The organism is Plantibacter sp. T3 (genome assembly GCF_902506515.1).
Taxonomy (GTDB): domain Bacteria; phylum Actinomycetota; class Actinomycetes; order Actinomycetales; family Microbacteriaceae; genus Plantibacter; species Plantibacter auratus.
Genome location: NZ_LR733286.1, coordinates 1,902,907 through 1,919,641 on the forward strand (window position 1 = coordinate 1,902,907; position 16,735 = coordinate 1,919,641).

At 70.4% G+C, this 16,735-nt stretch carries 14 protein-coding genes and 1 riboswitch; of the genes, 4 read left to right on the top strand and 10 right to left on the bottom strand.

Going from position 1 to position 16,735, the window contains the following annotated elements; genetic code table 11:
• Positions 1-93 precede the first annotated feature (93 nt).
• From GV015_RS09155 to GV015_RS09175, 5 genes are read right to left on the bottom strand one after another with little or no spacing between them, the layout of a single operon-like run.
• On the bottom strand, positions 94-1,449 hold the full coding sequence (locus GV015_RS09155; RefSeq protein ID WP_159880215.1) for an FAD-binding oxidoreductase: 1,356 nt from the start codon (positions 1,447-1,449) through the stop codon (positions 94-96).
• Positions 1,450-1,451: 2 nt separating this feature from the next.
• The gene (gene nagA, locus GV015_RS09160; protein ID WP_159878019.1) at positions 1,452-2,606 is read right to left on the bottom strand and encodes an N-acetylglucosamine-6-phosphate deacetylase; all 1,155 of its coding nucleotides are present in this window, start codon (positions 2,604-2,606) and stop codon (positions 1,452-1,454) included.
• Positions 2,603-2,959 carry a YrdB family protein gene (locus GV015_RS09165; protein WP_234993927.1) on the bottom strand — a complete coding sequence of 119 codons (357 nt, stop codon included), beginning with the start codon at positions 2,957-2,959 and terminating at the stop codon, positions 2,603-2,605. Before GV015_RS09165 ends, nagA begins: the two co-directional genes overlap by 4 nt.
• 40 nt (positions 2,960-2,999) lie before the next feature.
• Positions 3,000-3,896 (bottom strand): formyltetrahydrofolate deformylase, encoded by an 897-nt coding sequence (gene purU / locus GV015_RS09170; protein ID WP_371413636.1) that lies wholly within the window; start codon positions 3,894-3,896, stop codon positions 3,000-3,002.
• Between the two features lie 27 nt (positions 3,897-3,923).
• A complete protein-coding gene (locus tag GV015_RS09175; protein WP_159878020.1) occupies positions 3,924-4,316 on the bottom strand; it encodes a MerR family transcriptional regulator in 393 nt (130 codons plus the stop codon).
• Positions 4,317-4,500: 184 nt separating this feature from the next.
• Between GV015_RS09175 and GV015_RS09180 the strand changes: the two genes are divergently transcribed.
• Positions 4,501-5,727, top strand: a complete 1,227-nt coding sequence (locus tag GV015_RS09180; RefSeq protein ID WP_159878021.1) for an MFS transporter — start codon at positions 4,501-4,503, stop codon at positions 5,725-5,727.
• A 38-nt stretch (positions 5,728-5,765) separates the two neighbouring features.
• Here the strand turns inward: GV015_RS09180 and GV015_RS09185 are convergent, their stop codons facing one another.
• Both GV015_RS09185 and GV015_RS09190 read right to left on the bottom strand, forming a co-directional pair.
• On the bottom strand, positions 5,766-8,015 hold the full coding sequence (locus GV015_RS09185) for a sigma-70 family RNA polymerase sigma factor (RefSeq protein ID WP_159878022.1): 2,250 nt from the start codon (positions 8,013-8,015) through the stop codon (positions 5,766-5,768).
• A 404-nt stretch (positions 8,016-8,419) separates the two neighbouring features.
• A complete protein-coding gene (locus GV015_RS09190) occupies positions 8,420-9,922 on the bottom strand; it encodes a beta-N-acetylhexosaminidase (protein ID WP_159878023.1) in 1,503 nt (500 codons plus the stop codon).
• A 159-nt stretch (positions 9,923-10,081) separates the two neighbouring features.
• A riboswitch (ZMP/ZTP riboswitch) is annotated at positions 10,082-10,200 on the top strand.
• 42 nt (positions 10,201-10,242) lie between these two features.
• Here GV015_RS09190 and glyA point away from each other — a divergent pair.
• Together glyA and GV015_RS09200 are read left to right on the top strand one after the other, a co-directional pair.
• Entirely contained in the window at positions 10,243-11,514 is a 1,272-nt protein-coding gene (glyA, locus tag GV015_RS09195) for a serine hydroxymethyltransferase (protein WP_064296623.1), read from the top strand.
• Between the two features lie 11 nt (positions 11,515-11,525).
• Positions 11,526-12,398, top strand: coding sequence for a bifunctional methylenetetrahydrofolate dehydrogenase/methenyltetrahydrofolate cyclohydrolase (locus GV015_RS09200; protein ID WP_159878033.1), 873 nt, complete (start codon positions 11,526-11,528; stop codon positions 12,396-12,398).
• Between the two features lie 26 nt (positions 12,399-12,424).
• Here the strand turns inward: GV015_RS09200 and GV015_RS09205 are convergent, their stop codons facing one another.
• From GV015_RS09205 to galT, 3 genes are all read right to left on the bottom strand, one after another.
• Positions 12,425-13,342 carry a hypothetical protein gene (locus GV015_RS09205; RefSeq protein WP_159878035.1) on the bottom strand — a complete coding sequence of 306 codons (918 nt, stop codon included), beginning with the start codon at positions 13,340-13,342 and terminating at the stop codon, positions 12,425-12,427.
• 64 nt (positions 13,343-13,406) lie between these two features.
• Positions 13,407-14,636 (bottom strand): galactokinase, encoded by a 1,230-nt coding sequence (gene galK, locus GV015_RS09210; protein ID WP_159878037.1) that lies wholly within the window; start codon positions 14,634-14,636, stop codon positions 13,407-13,409.
• Positions 14,633-15,784, bottom strand: coding sequence for a galactose-1-phosphate uridylyltransferase (galT, locus tag GV015_RS09215; protein WP_159878039.1), 1,152 nt, complete (start codon positions 15,782-15,784; stop codon positions 14,633-14,635). The genes galK and galT overlap by 4 nt, the downstream gene beginning before the upstream one ends.
• Before the next feature lie 83 nt (positions 15,785-15,867).
• Between galT and GV015_RS09220 the strand changes: the two genes are divergently transcribed.
• Positions 15,868-16,680 (top strand): DeoR/GlpR family DNA-binding transcription regulator, encoded by an 813-nt coding sequence (locus GV015_RS09220; RefSeq protein WP_079705319.1) that lies wholly within the window; start codon positions 15,868-15,870, stop codon positions 16,678-16,680.
• Positions 16,681-16,735 lie beyond the last annotated feature (55 nt).

The window sequence follows — 16,735 nt, forward strand, 5'->3', positions numbered from 1 at the left end:
ACCGGATCCGTCCGGACCCTGGGCCCTGTCCCGTTTTCGGAGCCTGTTCCGGTCCCTGAGCCACCCTCCGGTCCCTGAGCCTGTCGAAGGGCCTCAGAACATCTTGCCCGGGTTGAGGAGGTTCTCGGGATCGAAGAGCCGCTTGATCCCGTGCTGGAGCGCGAGCTGATCCTCGCCGAGCTCGTCGCCGAGCCAGCGCTTCTTGAGCAGGCCGATGCCGTGCTCGCCGGTGAGGGTACCGCCGAGCCGCAGTGCGGTGGTGAAGAGGTCGTCGGCGGCCTGCCAGATCAGGTCTGGTACCTCGACACCCTCGAAGACGAAGTTCGGGTGGAGGTTGCCGTCGCCCGCGTGCGCGACCGTGGGGATGGAGATGCCGTACCGGCGCTCGATCTCACCGATCGCCGTGAACATCGCCGCCAACTGACTGCGGGGGACCGACACGTCCTCGATGAGCGGGGTGCCGAACTGCTCGAGTGACGGATGCAGGGCGCGGCGGACGGCCAACAGGTGCTCACCCGTCGCGTGGTCGGTGGACATCTCGGCACGCCCGCCGCCGGCGTGGAGCACCTCGAGGATCGCGGCGGCCTCCGCCTCGGCGTTCGGGCCGTCGGTCTGGATCACGACGTGCGCCTCGCCGCTGGTCGGGGTCGGCAGCTGCAGGTAGCGGTGCACGGCGACGAGCGCGACGGGGTCGAGCAGTTCCATGATCGACGGCTGGACTCCGGACGCGGTGACGGCGGCGGTGGCCTCCGCTGCCGAGACCACGCTCGGGAAGTACCCGGCGATGGTCGCGACGGTGCCCGGCGTCACGCGCCGGATGCGGACGGTCGCCTCGACGATGACGCCGAGGACGCCCTCGGAGCCGACCATGAGACTCGTGAGGTCGAGGCCGGTGACCCCCTTCACGCTCCGGTGCCCGACGCTGATGAGCCGTCCGTCGGCCAGGACGACCTTGAGGGCGAGGACGGCGTCGCGTGTCACGCCGTACTTGGCGCACAGCAGGCCGCCGGCACCGGTCGCGATGTTCCCACCCACGGTCGAGATCGCGCGGCTCGCCGGGTCGGGCGCGAACCAGAGTCCACGGGCGAGCAGGAGGTCGTTGAAGGCACCGTTGATGATGCCCGGTTCGACGACCGCGAGGAGGTCGGGTTCGTTGATCTCGAGGACGCGCTGCATCTGGAGCGTCGACAGGACGATCTCGCCCGCGCCGCCGAGCGCGCCGCCCGCCAGTCCGGTACCGGCGCCGCGCGTCACGACCGGCGTCCCGGTCGCGGTGGCGATGCGCATCACCGTCTGGACGTCTTCGATGGAACGCGCGGAGACCACGGCGATCGGTGGGGCGTCGGACACGTGACCCGATTTATCGGACCGTGCGTCCGCCAGGACGGCGTCCGTCGTCGAGACCGCGTCGCCGAGGGCGTCACGGAGGGCGTCGAGGACGGTCTGCATCGTCATCGCGGCAGGGCTGATCCGTCGGCCCAGACCGCCTGGACGTTCCACTGGTGGTCGAGGAGGACGGCGTCCGCGGCGTATCCCGGGGCCAGTCGACCGAAGCGGTCGGCGAGGCCGAGGACACGGGCCGGGGTGCTCGTGAGGGCACCGACCGCCGCGTCCGCCGCCACACCGCTCGCGACGGCGAGTCGGAGCGCCCGGTCGAGCGTCAGCGTGGAGCCGGCGATCGAGTCGCCTTCCACGAGCCGCGCCAGACCGTCCGTCACCTGGACTTCGAGCGCGCCCAGGAGGTAACGGCCGTCGGAAGAGCCGGCTGCGGCCATCGCGTCGGTGACGAGTGCGACGCGGCCCGGGGCCTGCTCGAAGGCGAGCTTGGCGACGTCGGGGTGCACGTGTTCGCCGTCGAGGATGAGCTCGACCGTGACCCGCTCGTCGGCGAAGGAGGCGATGATCGGTCCGGGCGCACGGTGGTGGATCCCGTTCATCGCGTTGAACACGTGGGTGACGAGTCGGGCACCGAGATCGAACGCCGTCTTCGTCAGTGCCTCGTCGGCGTCGGTGTGACCCACGGCGACGATGACGCCGGCCTCGACGAGGACCTGGATCGCCTCGAGGGCGTTCGGCAGCTCAGGGGCGATCGTGATCTGCCGCAGCGTGCCGCGGCTCGCGTCGATGAGGCGTTCGACGACCGCCGGGCTCGGGTCGATGAGCGCCCCGGGGTCGTGCGCGCCCTTCTTGGCCGGTGAGAGGAACGGACCTTCGAGGTGGGCGCCGAGGACCAGGGGATCTTCGGCGACGAGGTCGGCGATCCCCTCGAGACTCGCGACGAGGGCGTCGACCGGGTTCGACACGAGACTGATGAGCGTCCTCGTGGTCCCGTGTGCCCGGTGCACCGCGAGCGCGCGTCCGATGGCGTCGCGTCCGTCGTCGAAGGACGAACCGCCGCCGCCGTGGACGTGGAGGTCGATGAACCCCGGCGTGAGGTGGCCGCCGTGTGCGTCGTGGACGGATGCGCCGTCGCCGACGGGGATGGACCGCCAGTCGTCGCCGGTGCCGGTGGAGCGGATGACGCCGTCGACCGCGTGCAGCCAGAAGGCATCCTGGTGTCCGTCGACGTCGACCTTGGTGGCGGAGTGGATCAGGAGCTCGGTCATGCGAGCTGCTTCCGTCCGCGGACGACACCACTGGCGACGGCCACCACGGCGAAGACGGTCGCGATGATCGGCTGCCCGAGGTGCAACCAGGCGAGCGCCGCCGCCGCGAAGATGAGGAGCTCGACGACCGCCTGGCCGTAGAGGTCGATGCGGATCACGGCGCGCGGCGAGAGGAACAGCGCCCAGAGGATGATCGCCACGACCGGGGCGGCGATCCCGACGACCACGTTCAGCGGGAACGGCCACACCGCGACGCCCCAGAAGCCGAGCGAGAAGAAGGCGAAGAGTTCGAGAAAGAACCGCAGGATCTCGTTGGGGCCGATCTTCACGTCGGCGGGAGTTCGTTCAGACACCACACGATTCTACGGCGCGTGGCCGCGAGCCCGCTCCGGGTCAGCGGAAGATGATCGTCCGCGCACCGTCGAGGAGGACGCGGTCCTCGGCGAACCACTTCACCGCCTGGGTGAGGGTGCGGCTCTCCTCGTCCTGACCGATGGCGACGAGCTCCGCGGGGGAGCGGGAGTGGTCCACGCGGACGACGTTCTGCTCGATGATCGGTCCCTCGTCGAGGTCGCTCGTCACGAAGTGCGCCGTCGCACCGATGAGCTTGACGCCGCGCGCGTGCGCCTGCTTGTACGGGTTCGCGCCCTTGAAACCGGGCAGGAAGGAGTGGTGGATGTTGATGGCGCGACCGGCGAGGCGCTCGCAGAGCTCGGGGGAGAGGATCTGCATGTACCTGGCGAGGACGACGAGCTCGATGTCGTGTTCCTCGACGGCCTCGACGACCCTGGCCTCGAACGCCGCCTTCGATGCGGCGTCCGTCACGGGCAGCGCCTCGAAGGGCACGCCGTAGAAGGAGGCGAGATCGCGGAGCGAACCGTGGTTGCTGAGCACGAGGGGGATCTCGACCGGGAGCTGGCCGGCCCGCTGGCGGAAGAGGAGGTCGTTGACGCAGTGCGCCGCCGTCGAGGCCAGGACGAGCGTCCGGAGCGGACGACCGACGACGTCGAGCCGCCACTGGAGGGCGTATCGCTCGACGACGGGTGCGATGGCCGCCTCGAACCGCTCGCGCGAGACCGCCGCCTCGACCTGGAGCCGCATGAAGAACCGTCCGGTGTCATCGCTCGAGAACTGCTGGCTCTCGGTGATGTTGCCGGCGGCTTCGACGATCGCACCGCTGATGGCGTGCACGATGCCGGGCCGGTCCTCGCAGATGATCGAGAGCACCCAGTGGACGGAGCGCTCGTGCGTGGTCGAGGGCACAGCGGAGGGATCGGTCGAGTTCGTCACCGACTCAGGTTACCGGGACCCGACCGCTCAAGCCGCAGGGACGGACCGCTCGTCGACGAGGTCGGCGTGGGAGGACTGACGCAGGTACGACCGCACCGTCTCGCGGCTCTGCCGCAGGCAGTCGATGCGGGCGTCGATCGAGGCGATCTGCGCGTGGAGCGACTCGGCCGTCGCGCGGGAGCAGTCGGGCACGGCGCGCGAGGTGCGTGCGTCGTCGAGATCGAGGACCACGCGCACGAGGCGGGTCGTGAGCCCCGCGTCGAACAGGTTGTCGACCGTGACGACGTGGTCGATGGCGGACGGTTCGTACTCGTCGGGCGCCTGCGACGCGCGCACGGGCGCCAGGAGTCCCTCCTCCTCGTAGGAGCGGAGCCGGGTGGCCGGGACACCCGTTCGTTCAGCGAGTTCTGCAATGCGCATGAGCGGCCTCTCTGTCACCTTCACGTCAGCTGCAACGTCGGATCGAGCCCTCCGCATTCCCGCCCTCGGGTAGACTCGTCCGCGGTCGCCGGATGTCGGTTGACCCTGGGCGCGCACATCAGCGCGTAGACGAACTCGTCCGCCACGTCAGCCGACGAGTGAACGCCATCGTTGGAGCAATCCGATGACCTCCTCTTCGCCCTCCTCGGCGCGCGCCGCCGAACCCTCCAAGCCGTCGTCACCGCCGTTCCCCTGGGTCGGCCTGATCGCGCTCGCGGCGGGCACCTTCCTCTCCGTCACCGGCGAGATGATCCCGACCGGCCTCCTCCCGGAGATGAGCACCTCGCTCGGCGTCACCGAGTCGCAGATCGGGCTCCTCGTGAGCGTGTTCGCCTTCACGGTGGTGCTGTCGAGCACCGCGCTCATCCACCTCACCAGGCGGATCCCGCGACACGCGCTGCTCGTCACCGTCATCGTCGTCCTCGGCGTGAGCACCGGTCTCGGCGCGCTCGCCCCGAACTACGAACTCCTCGTCGCCACCCGGGTGCTCGGCGGGCTCGCCCATGGTGTCTTCTGGGCGGTCGTCGGCGCGTACGCCGGTCACCTGGTCCCGAAGGAGCAGCTCGCCCGAGCCGTGTCCGTGACGATCGCCGGAGGCACGCTCGCCTTCGTCCTCGGCGTCCCGCTCAGCACTGCGCTCGGGCACGCGCTCGGCTGGCGCCTCGCGTTCGGCGTCCTCGCAGCGGCCATGCTCCTCGGCGCCGTCGTCGTGTGGTGGAAGCTGCCGCCCGTCGGTCGGGAGGAGTCGCACGCGGCCGCCTCGGGTGCCACGGGCCGTGATCCGAGCATCGTCCCGGTCGCGATCGTCTGCATCGCGGTCGGCGTCATCATGGCGGGCCATTACGCGTTCTACACCTACATCGCACCGTTCCTCATCGGCGAGGTCGGCGTCCCGGCCGGCCAGCTCAGCATCCTCCTCCTCGTCTACGGCGTCGCGGGCGCGATCGGCCTCATCCTCACCGGCAGCGTCTTCGCGAGGCGTGCGACCACGGGCCTGTTCGTCGCCCTGACCGTGTCTGCCGCCATGGTGAGCGTCCTCGCCCTCTCGGCAGGCTGGCTTCCCGGCGCACTCGTCGCGTTCTTCCTCTGGGGGACGGCCTTCGGCATGCTGCCGCCGCTCATGCAGACGCGCCTCCTGCACGCGGCGAGCCCGCGCATCCGCGACACCGCGAACGCGTTCTACACGACCGCGTTCAACACGGGAATCGGTGGCGGCTCGGCGCTCGGCGCGTTGCTCCTCGCCGAGATCGGTCTCGGCGTGCTGCCGTGGGTGTACGTGTGCCTGGCCGTGGTCGCGACCTCGCTCCTCGCGGCGGACGTGCTGCGCACCCGCAGGCGCGAGTCCGTCTGATCGAGCACGACCCGTTGCGGACGCGTTGAGCGGACCGCTTACGATACAGCCGGTTCGTCCGTCGTCGGCGCCGGTGAGGCGTCTGCGCCATCGGTGGGCGCGGTGACGTCGGGCGCGGTCTCCACCGGCGTCTCTGTCTCCGTCTCCGTCGTCGGAGCCGGTTCGGTCGTACTCGGCACGTCCGTCTCCGTCGCGGGAGCCGCTTCCACCGGGGTCTGGTCCGCGATCGGGTCGACGATGGTCTGAGCCGGGACCGGAGCGGGAACCGCCTCCGGTGCGGTGTCCAGAACCGCTTCCGGGAGCGGGGCCGTCGCCGGATCGACGGCGGCGTCGGTACTCAGGAGTCCGGTCAGCGCGAGGTACTCGACGGAGGTCGCAGGTCCCACGCGCGATGGGTCGGACGGGGCGACGCTCCAGACGCTGAGCTCGTGGAACCCGACGGCGACGGCGGCGCCGGTGAGCGTCGCTCGACCGTCGGCGTCGAGCGCGACGCGTTGCTCGTCACCACCGTCGACCGTGTATCCGACCGCACCGTTCGGAGCACCGACGACCACGAGCGGGCCGGTCGGATCGAGGAACTGCACCGACAGCACCGTCCGGAGCCCGGTGACGGCCGGCCCGCTGATCGACATGGTGGCCGGTTCGGCGGACACGGAGACCTCGTCGCCGAGGGTCTGGCGGACGGTCAGGACGAAGGTGCCCGTGCGGCCGAGGTCGACCGGGCCGGTCGACCAGGTCCCGGTCTCGGGAGGGGCTGTCGCGGACGCCCGCCGAGCGGAGGCCGGCACGACCGTCGACGCGACGACCACGTCTCCGTCGAGGATGTCGACGGTGGCGCCGGCCGCGGCGGTACCGCTGAAGGCGGGCCACAGGAAGCCGCCACCGGTGTCGGCGGCCATCGTCGGCGCCGGGAGCTCCTCGGGGTCAGTCGGATCCACGGGGCCCACCGGGTCGACGGGATCGACGGGAGGGGCGACGGGCGGAGCCGTCGGCGACGGGACCTGCGGCTCGGCGACCGGAGGTGGCGTTGCTCCCGTGCCGGGCGTCGGCCGGGGAGTGGGCATCGGTCCTGAGGGTGTCGGGGTCGTCGGCGCGGACGGCGACGTCGTCGGACCCGTGGTCGGAGTCGCGCCCGGTGTCGGCACGGCGACGGGGTCGCTGGTCTCGTCGGCGGAGACGGAGGTCGCCGAGTCGGCTGTGGGCGGGAACACCACCGGACCCAGGACGAGCGCGGCGGCGGTCACCACCGCGACGACGCCGACGCCGATCGCGGCGATGATGCCACCGGAGAGACCCGCCGTCGCAGCACCCGCGACGCCCGCACCCGACGCGACGCCGGCACCGGACGCGGCGCCACTGGAACCGACTGCACCGGAAGCCGCTGCTCCGCCGGAGGTCGCCACCGAGGTGCTCAGGTGCGCCGTCAGTGCGACCCCGCCGGTGACGCCGGCCGGCATCGCGGCGACCGCGGTCGTGGACGCACCGTTCGTCTGCAACCACGCGGTGTAGCCGGCCGCACCGGCGGCGCCTGCGACGAGGGGGAGGAGGACGAGCGCCATGCGCGAGCCGACCTCCTTCGCCTCAGCGGCCACGATGGTGCACCGCTGACAGGCGTCCAGGTGCGACTCGACCTTGGCCGTGTCCCGTGCGGAGAGGTTCCCGCGCGCGTACGATCCGAGCCTGCTGATCGTGAAGGCGTGCTCCGAGTCGTCGTCGACCGCCTGCAGGTGCGCCTGGATCCACGCTTCGCGCAGCCCCTCGCGTGCTCGGTAGGCGAGCGCGGCCACCGAGTTGGCCTTCATCCCGAGGAGCGGCGCGACCTCCGCAGGCGTCATCGCCTCGATCTCCGTGTACCAGAGCACCTCCTGCCACCGGGTCGGCAGGCTCCGGAACGCTCGGGCACTCAGGCTGCGATCGAGGGCCTCGATCGAGGAGGCCTCGTTCGTGTCCGGGTCCTCGAAGGAGTCCAGGGTGTCGAGCGAGGTCTCCCGACGCGACCGGCCCCATGCGGCCGCCGTGTTCCGGATGGTGGTGAACAGGTACGGGCGGAAGGCGCCGGTGGGTCCCTTCCCGCGGCGGACCGCCTGATAGATGCGGGCGAAGGACTCCGAGACGAGGTCGTCGGGATCGAGGCTCGAGGTGACGGACCGGGCGACGGTCCGTCCGGCGTTCGAGTGCCGTCGCCACAGCTCCGCGTAGGCGTCCTGCGAGCCCGTGCGGGTGTGCTCGATGAGCTCGGCATCCGATCGCTCGGCGAGCGATGAAGCCGGGGATGTGTCCAGGCTCATGATGCCTCCGTCTGCGAGCTGCGCACTACCGGGCACCGTGCCCGCTCAAGAGAGTCGGGTGAAGCGGGATCATGACGCCGATTCCTCATCTTGGCACGAGGTGTCTCGCGGACAGCCGCTGGCGCCGAGGAAGATCCGTTTCGATTGTTCTGGGAAACCGCGTCATGACCTGCTCGGGAGGCACTCTCTCAGGATGAACAGCAGGATTCCCGGCGACGGGGACCCGGCTGGGTCGTCCTCGGACGGCCACGATGCACGCCACGGCCGGTGTGCATCGGGCAACGGACCCGAAACGTTGCAGATCTCGACGGGAGGGGGCGCCTTCGTGCGTACCCGTCGACAGGCCGGGAGTGGTGCTCGGGGGCGAGCGTCACTCCCGGCCGCTTTCCCGTCCGACGCGCGGATCAGTCGAGCCAGCTGACCTCGGGGGAGCGGTGGAAGGCGATGCCCGCGGCCGACCAGCCCTGGGCAAGCTCGGCCAGTCGGACCAGGAAGTCGCTCCAGTCCGGCGCGCGTCGCTCCGACCAACCGATCTCCGCGATGGACGCGACCCGGGGGAAGACGAGGAACTCGAGCGTCTGCACGTCGGCCACGGTCTCCGTCCAGAGTGGGGCCTCGACGCCGAGGATGTCCCCCTCACCGACGCCTTCGACGATCTCGGTCGGCTCCCAGACGGCGGAGCGTTCGACACTCGTGGGGCCGTCCGCCCAGGTGAGGCCGGCCGTCGTGACGTCGGGGTACTGCATGTCGAGGTAGGCGGCGTCTGCCGGAGACATGATGACCTGCCCGCCCTGATCCACGAACGAGCGCAGCTTGTCGGCGTGACCGTCCTCGGGGGAGACGTAGTTCCAGTACTGGCCGATGGTGCCGGGGGCGAGGTCGCGTGACGCGCCGAACTCGTGCCAGGCGATGGCGGTCTTCCCGGTCGTGCCGACCAACTCGGACACCCGACGGGCGAAGTGGAGGAAGTCCGCCTCAGTGGTGGCGAGCGCTTCATCGCCGCCCAGGTGGAGATAGGGGCCCGGGGTCATCGTGGCGAGCTGGGTGAACACGTCCTCGAGGAACGTGTAGGTGGATTCGGCATGGATGTCGAGGCTCGAGAAGCCGACCTCGGTGCCGGTGTACGGCTCGCGGGCGACGCCGTCCGGGTTGAGCTCCGGGTACGCCGCGAGGACCGCGTTCGTGTGTCCGGGGACGTCGATCTCGGGGACGATCGTGACGCGGCGATCGGCGGCGTACTCGATGATCGCCCGGTAGTCGTCGGCGCTGTACGAGCCGCCCGAGCCTCCACCGACGGCGGTCGCCGCACCGATCCCGGTGAGCTCCGGCCACCCGGCGATCTCGAGGCGCCACCCCTGGTCGTCGGTGAGATGCAGATGCAGGTGGTTGAGCTTGAGCGCGGCGATCTGGTCGATGAACCGCTGCACTTGCGCGACCGTGAAGAAGTGCCTTGCGACGTCGAGCATCGCGCCGCGGTAGGCGAAGCGTGGAGCGTCGTCGATGACGGTCGTGGAGATGGTCCAGTCCTGTGCGCCGGCCGTCGGTGCCCAGTTGGCCGGCGGGAGGAGCTGCCTGAGCGTCTGCGTGCCGTGGTGGACCCCGTCGGCGTCCGCGCCGACGATCTCGACACCGGAGGCCGCGGCGGTCAATCGGTAGGCCCCGCTCGTCGTCGACAGGCGGGGGTCGATCGACAGCGTGATGTCCGTACCCACGGAGTCCACGATCTCCTCCGTGCCGGTGGTCTCGACCGGGAGCGCGAACCCCGTGGAAGCGCGCAGGGCGTCGGCGAGGATCCGGGCCGTGGTCGCCGCCGACGGGTCGGTACGGATCACCGAATCTGCCGACAACCGGAACGGGGGAGCGGAGGCGTCCGTGGTCTGCGAGACGGGGCGGGGCAGCAGGCTCATGCGCGGTTCCTTCGGCGTCGGCGACGCGGGATCGTGGGGGCTGGAACGGGTTTTGTTCGGAGGGTGAACAAGCGTCGGGCCATCCTGACACACCGGCCCCCACCGCTGCCCGGCCTCTCCACAGGACGGTGCGCGCCGGGCGTCCCGTTGCTATGCTGCTAGCAGTCGCAACTGGCGTATAGACGGAGTTCCGCTCCGCCTCAGATGGTTCACCATCGGGGAGCGACCCTGCACCTTGAAGACAAGGGCGGATTCGGCCGCACGCCTGGGCCGAAACGGCACATCACCGACATCCGTTCTGTCACAAAAGGGAGCCAGTCTTGTCCGACACCTTCAACGCGCCACTCTCCGAGGTCGATCCCGAGATCGCAGCGGTCCTCGAGCAGGAGCTCGGTCGCCAGCGCAACACCCTCGAGATGATCGCGAGCGAGAACTTCGTGCCCGTCTCCGTCCTGCAGTCGCAGGGCAGCGTCCTCACCAACAAGTACGCCGAGGGCTACCCGGGTCGTCGCTACTACGGCGGCTGCGAGTTCGTCGACATCGCCGAGTCTCTCGCGATCGAGCGGGCCAAGAGCCTCTTCGGTGCCGCGTACGCGAACGTCCAGCCGCACTCGGGCGCCACGGCCAACGCCGCGGTCCTCTCGGCGATCGCCACCCCCGGCGACACCATCCTCGGTCTCGAGCTCGCCCACGGTGGTCACCTCACACATGGCATGAAGCTCAACTTCTCCGGCAAGCTCTACAACGCCGTCTCCTACGGCGTCGACCCCGAGACCTTCCTCGTCGACATGGACGTCGTCCGCGACAAGGCACTCGAGCACAAGCCGCAGGTCATCATCGCCGGTTGGTCCGCCTACCCGCGCCAGCTCGACTTCGCCGCGTTCCGCGCGATCGCCGACGAGGTCGGCGCGAAGCTCTGGGTCGACATGGCGCACTTCGCCGGCCTGGTCGCCGCAGGTGTGCACCCGTCGCCCGTGCCGTTCGCCGACGTCGTGTCCTCCACCGTGCACAAGACCATCGGCGGCCCGCGCTCCGGCTTCATCGTGAGCCGCGACATGGAACTCGCCAAGAAGCTCAACTCGAACGTGTTCCCCGGCCAGCAGGGCGGGCCGCTCATGCACGTCATCGCAGCCAAGGCGACGGCGTTCAAGCTCGCAGCCACGGCGGAGTTCAAGGACCGCCAGGAGCGCACGCTCCGCGGTGCCAAGCTCCTCGCCGAGGCGCTCACCTCCGAGGCGTCGAAGGCCGCCGGCATCGACGTCCTCACCGGCGGCACCGACGTGCACCTCGTGCTCGCCGACCTCCGCACCTCCGAGCTCGACGGCCAGCAGGCCGAAGACCTCCTCCACGAGGTCGGCATCACGGTCAACCGCAACTCGGTGCCGTTCGACCCGCGCCCGCCGATGGTCACCTCCGGTCTGCGGATCGGTACGCCGGCACTCGCGACGCGTGGCTTCGGCGACACCGAGTTCGCCGAGGTCGCCGACATCATCGCTCTCGCGCTGCGCAACGGTGCCGAGGCCGGAGCCCTCCGAGAGCGCGTCACGGCGCTCGCCGAGCGCTTCCCGCTCTACCCCGGCCTCCAGCAGTAGGGCGTGGGCGCATGACCGCACAGATCCTCGACGGTAAGGCCACTGCAGCCGCCATCAAGTCCGAACTCGCGATCGAGGTGGCCGCGCTCAAGGAGCGCGGCATCTCGGTCGGGCTGGGCACCGTCCTCGTCGGGTCCGACCCGGGTTCGCAGTGGTACGTCGCCGGGAAGCACCGCGACTGTGCCGAGGTCGGCATGGAGTCGATCCGACGCGACCTGCCCGAGACGGTCTCGCAGGAGGAGCTCGAGGCCGTCCTCGACGAGCTCAACGCCGACGAGAGCTGCACCGGCTACATCGTGCAGCTGCCGTTGCCGAAGCACATCGACACCGACGCGATCCTCGAGCGCATCGATCCCGAGAAGGACGCCGACGGGCTCCACCCGACCAACCTCGGTCGTCTCGTGCTCAACGTGAACCGTCCGATCCACACGCCGCTGCCGTGCACGCCGAAGGGCGTCATCGAGCTGGTGGAACGTCACGGGATCAGCTGGGCGGGCAAGCACGTCGTCGTCGTGGGCCGCGGGGTCACCGTCGGTCGCGCGATCGGCCCGCTGCTCACCCGTCGCGAATACAACGCGACGGTCACGCTGACGCACACGGGAACGATCGGACTCGACGACATCCTCCGCACCGCCGACGTGATCGTCGCCGCGGCGGGTGTCCCCGGGATCGTCACGCGCGATGCCGTGAAGCCGGGCGTGATCGTCCTCGACGTCGGTGTGAGCCGTGAGACCGACCCCGAGACCGGCAAGTCCCGGGTCGTCGGCGACGTCGCCCCTGACGTGGCCGAGGTCGCCTCGTGGATCAGCCCGAACCCCGGTGGTGTCGGCCCCATGACCCGCGTTGGTCTCCTCGCCAACGTCGTCCGCATGGCCACCCCCTAACCCAGCCCGCGAACTGTCACTCGACGCTAGTCCGGCGCCCCGCGACTAGCCGGAAGTGACAGTTCGCGAGCCAGGGCGGTGAGGATGGGCGACGGGTCCGTCAGGTGTGAGCGATTCACCCGGATGACCCGCCAGCCCGCTGCCATGACTCGGTCGAGGCGATCGATGTCGTGGAAGATCTGCCGTTCATCCCTGAAGTGGGTGCCGCCGTCGTATTCGACGAGGACCCGCTGTTCGGGATACACCAGGTCGCCCAAGGCCAGAAACCGTCCGTGGGCGTCTGAGATGACCTCGTTGACGAGCGGTTCCGGAAGGCCCGCGCGGACGATCAGCAAGCGCAAGGCGGTCTCCATCGGCGAATCCGTCCGAGGCCGCATCATCGAGAACGCGAGCCGCAGCCGTTTCGCGCCGCGACGGCCGTTCATCCGTGCCAGCCCGCGGACGATCTGCTGCTCCGAGGCCAGTGGTCGCTTGCGGCGGAGCAGCACGTCGCCGGCGATCACCAGGTCGTCCAAGGGGAGTCGGGTTCCGAGCTGACACCAGGCGTCGACGGCGGTCAGTACCGGCAGTCCTTCGACGGCGACGACCTCCCAGTGGTCCCCGTCGAGTTGATGCCCGCGCACGCCCGCTCCTCGAGGCGCGCGTGCCGGCGCGATGGAGGCGACATCGAGTGGTGCCTCGTGTTCCCAGGTGGGCACGGGGAGGCAGTGCAGGGCCGCCGCGCTCACGTGGCTGAAGAACTGCCCGTCGTGCAGGAGCGGGGCATAGGCGTGACAGCGTCCGGCGATGTCCGTGGGCTGGTCGAGCGGTGCCCGGACGCCTCGGTGCGGCGTGGCGAGGTCGCCCGCTCGTAGCCGCGATCGAGGCACGCCGAGTTCGTCGGCGTCGGCCATGGAGAACGGCTGCTTGCTGAGTTCGAGGGGGAGGGGACGTCGGCGGACCATCCCACCACGGTGCCGACTGCGGCGCTTCGGCGTCGGAAGTTCTCCACACCCTGCCCGCGAACTGTCACTCGACGCTAGTCCGAGCGGCCGGGACTAGCCGGAAGTGACAGTTCGCGGGCAGGGGAGGGGAGGGCCAGGATTCTCGGGTGGCGCCGGCGGCGGGGCGGACGGGGAAGATGGTCGGGGCGGTGAAGGACGCCTGGGCGAACGCCGCCGTGACCGCCTCCGCCACGGCCGACGCCAGGGCGACGGGGACCAGGGCGATCGCCGCACCCCCGAAGCCACCACCGGTCATGCGCGAACCGATCGCACCGGCGGCCATCGACGTCTCGACGGCCAGGTCGAGTTCCGGCACGGAGATCTCGAAATCGTCACGCATCGACGCGTGCGAGGCCACGAGCAGCTCGCCGATCGACGTCGGGCCGTGCTCGCGCAGGGTCCGGACGGTGTCGAGGACACGCTGGTTCTCCGTCACGACGTGACGGACGCGGCGGAAGGTCTCGTCGTCGAGCAGCTCACGAGCGCGCTCGAGGTCGCCGACCGTGACGTCGCGGAGCGAGTCGGCGCCGAGCGCTGCGGCACCCGCCTCGCAGGACGCCCGACGTGCCGCGTACCCGCCCGACACGTGGGCGTGCTCGACGCGCGTGTCGATGACGAGCAGCTCGAGGTCGTGCTCCTCGAAGCCGAGGGGGATGACGTCGGTCTCGAGCGAGCGGCAGTCGAGGAAGACGCCGCAGTCACGCCGGCCGAGGAGCGACGCCGACTGGTCCATGATGCCGGTCGGTGCGCCGACCGCCCGGTTCTCGGCGAGCTGGCAGATCTTCGCGAGCGTCCGGCGGTCGTGGTCGAGGTGCCAGATCTCGTTCAGTGCGACGGCGACCGAGGCCTCGATTGCCGCGGAGGAGGAGAGGCCTGCCCCGACCGGGACGTCGGAGTGGATGTAGATGTCGACCCCGGGCACCTCCTGCAAGGGTGCCCCGAACTGGCCGAGCGCCCACGCGACGCCGAGCGGGTAGGCGGACCAGCCGTGCAAGGCGTCGGGATCGAGCGCGCGCACTGAGACCTCGACGATCTCGGGCGAGAAGCTGCTCGACACCCGGATGCGGTCGTCGTCGCGACGACGGACGGCTGCGACGGTGCGGCGGTCGATCGCCATCGGGAACACGAAGCCGTCGTTGTAGTCGGTGTGCTCGCCGATGATGTTCACGCGGCCGGGCGCGGTCCAGAGTCCGTGCGGTTCGCTGCCGAAGGCGTTCTCGAATCCGCTCGTGGCGGTGCGCTGCAGGTCGGTCATACGGGGTTCTCCTCGTCGGCTGCGGCGATCGCGGCGCGCAGGGCGGTGGCGGTGGTCTCCGGTGGGACGTCGCCGATCCAGGCGCCCATGGCGGCCTCGGAGCCGGCCAGGTACTTCAGTCGATCGGCTCCACGACGCGGGGAGGTGAGCTGCAGGTGGAGTCGGAGCTCGTCGCGGTGGACTCGGGTCGGGGCCTGGTGCCAGGCGGCGATGTACGGGGTCGGGGTGTCGTACAGGGCGTCGACGCCGCGCAGCAGCCGCAGGTAGAGGAGGGCGAGTTCGTCCCGTTCCTCGAGCGAGGTCGCGGCGAAGTCGGGCACGTGGCGGTGGGGGAGCAGGTGCACCTCGATTGGCCAGCGCGCCGCGAACGGGACGAACGCCGTCCAGTGCTCGCCGGCGAGGACGACGCGCTCGTCCGCCTGCTCCGCGGCGAGGATGTCGGCGAAGAGCCCGGGACCGTAGGCCTGGCTCGCGGCGATGAGCCGCTGCGTGCGCGGGGTCACGTAGGGGTAGGAGTAGATCTGTCCGTGCGGGTGGTGGAGCGTGACGCCGATCTGCTCCCCGCGGTTCTCGAAGGGGAACACCTGCTGGATCGAGTCGATCTGCGACAGCGCGTGCGTCCGGCGGGCCCACGCCTCGATCACCGTACGCGCCCGGGTGCGGGACAGCGAACCGAAGGAGCCGGTGCTCGACGGGCTGAAGCTCACGACCTCGCAGCGGCCGACCGAAGTGCGCGTCCGGCCGATCCCGACCGTCTCGAGGTCGGCGAGATCGACCGGTGCGTTCTCGTCTTCCAGGAGCGGCCCGAAGGACGGCGACTTGTTCTCGAAGACCGCGACGTCGTACTGGTCGGGGATCTCGGAGGGGTTCGAGGGACTCGCGGGTGCGAGCGGGTCGAGGTTCGCCGGGGGCAGCATCACCCGGTTCTGGCGTGCGGCGGCGATCGAGATCCACTCACCCGTCAGCGGGTCCTGGCGCATGGACGCGGTCGGCGGTCGTGGGGCGAGTTCGCGTGCGTCGGGCAGTCGCTCCGCGGGCAACGTCGAGTCGACGTCGTCGAAGTAGATGAGTTCGCGACCGTCGGCGAGGCGCTGGGTCGAGCTCGCGATCGCCGGGTCGATGACGAAAGTGTCGTCGAGTGGGGGCATGGGGATCCTCAGAACGGGTTGTCGAAAGGAAACGTACAACGTTTCGCCTTGAAAAGTATAGGCAAGTCAGCGAAGATTCAAGCATGTCCGACGACGAGCCGATGCTGTTGCCCGCCCCGCTGCGACGCGACCGCATCCGCGAGCTCCTCGATGAGCGCGGCTTCGTGCGCGTGGCCGACATCTCCGACGACTTCGGTGTCTCACGGGTGACCGCCCGGACGGACCTCGACACCCTCGTCGACCAGGGCGACGCCGTCCGCGTGCACGGAGGTGCGATGCCCGTGCAGGGACGCGGCGCTGTGGAGTCGCCGATCGAACTCGCGACCGCGACCTCGGCGCACGCGAAGCAGCGGATCGGTGAGGCCGCGGCCGCGATGGTGCGCTCCGGTCAGAGCGTGATCGTCGACGTCGGCAGCACCGGCCTCGCCCTCGCCCGCGCGCTCAAGGCTCGCCGCGACCTCGCCGACGTGGTGGTCATCACGAACGGCTTGACCATCGCGCTCGAACTCGAGTCGGAGATCCCGAGGTTCTCGGTGATCGTCACGGGTGGGTCGCTTCGACCACTCCAGCATTCGCTCGTCGATCCGCTCGCCGGGTCGCTGCTCAGCCAGGTCCATGCCGATCTCGCGTTCATCGGGTGCAACGGTGTCGACGCCGGCCATGGCGTGACCAACGTCAACCTGCCCGAGGCCGAGGTGAAGGCCAGGATGGTTCGCGCCGCCGAGCGGGTGGTCGTGGTCGCCGACGCCTCGAAGCTCGGGGTGCGGCAGCTCGGCCGGATCGCCGGGCTGGAGGCCTTCGACGCCCTCCTGACCGACGACGGGGCCGCGCCCGAGACCATCGCGCTCCTCCGAGAAGCGGGACTCGCGGTGACGCTCGTCCCACTCGGCGACTGACCTCGCGCCGCGTCCTGCCGTCCCGCGGCGTCCCGGCACTCGCGCGCCGACGGCC

Bases quoted from the DNA above. Each gene is read 5' to 3' on its own strand.
- GV015_RS09155 (WP_159880215.1), bottom strand. From the start codon at position 1,449: ATGCAGACCGTCCTCGACGCCCTCCGTGACGCCCTCGGCGACGCGGTC.
- nagA (WP_159878019.1), bottom strand. From the start codon at position 2,606: ATGACCGAGCTCCTGATCCACTCCGCCACCAAGGTCGACGTCGACGGA.
- GV015_RS09175 (WP_159878020.1), bottom strand. From the start codon at position 4,316: ATGCGCATTGCAGAACTCGCTGAACGAACGGGTGTCCCGGCCACCCGG.
- GV015_RS09180 (WP_159878021.1), top strand. From the start codon at position 4,501: ATGACCTCCTCTTCGCCCTCCTCGGCGCGCGCCGCCGAACCCTCCAAG.
- GV015_RS09185 (WP_159878022.1), bottom strand. From the start codon at position 8,015: ATGAGCCTGGACACATCCCCGGCTTCATCGCTCGCCGAGCGATCGGAT.
- GV015_RS09190 (WP_159878023.1), bottom strand. From the start codon at position 9,922: ATGAGCCTGCTGCCCCGCCCCGTCTCGCAGACCACGGACGCCTCCGCT.
- GV015_RS09200 (WP_159878033.1), top strand. From the start codon at position 11,526: ATGACCGCACAGATCCTCGACGGTAAGGCCACTGCAGCCGCCATCAAG.
- GV015_RS09205 (WP_159878035.1), bottom strand. From the start codon at position 13,342: ATGGTCCGCCGACGTCCCCTCCCCCTCGAACTCAGCAAGCAGCCGTTC.
- galK (WP_159878037.1), bottom strand. From the start codon at position 14,636: ATGACCGACCTGCAGCGCACCGCCACGAGCGGATTCGAGAACGCCTTC.
- galT (WP_159878039.1), bottom strand. From the start codon at position 15,784: ATGCCCCCACTCGACGACACTTTCGTCATCGACCCGGCGATCGCGAGC.
- GV015_RS09220 (WP_079705319.1), top strand. From the start codon at position 15,868: ATGTCCGACGACGAGCCGATGCTGTTGCCCGCCCCGCTGCGACGCGAC.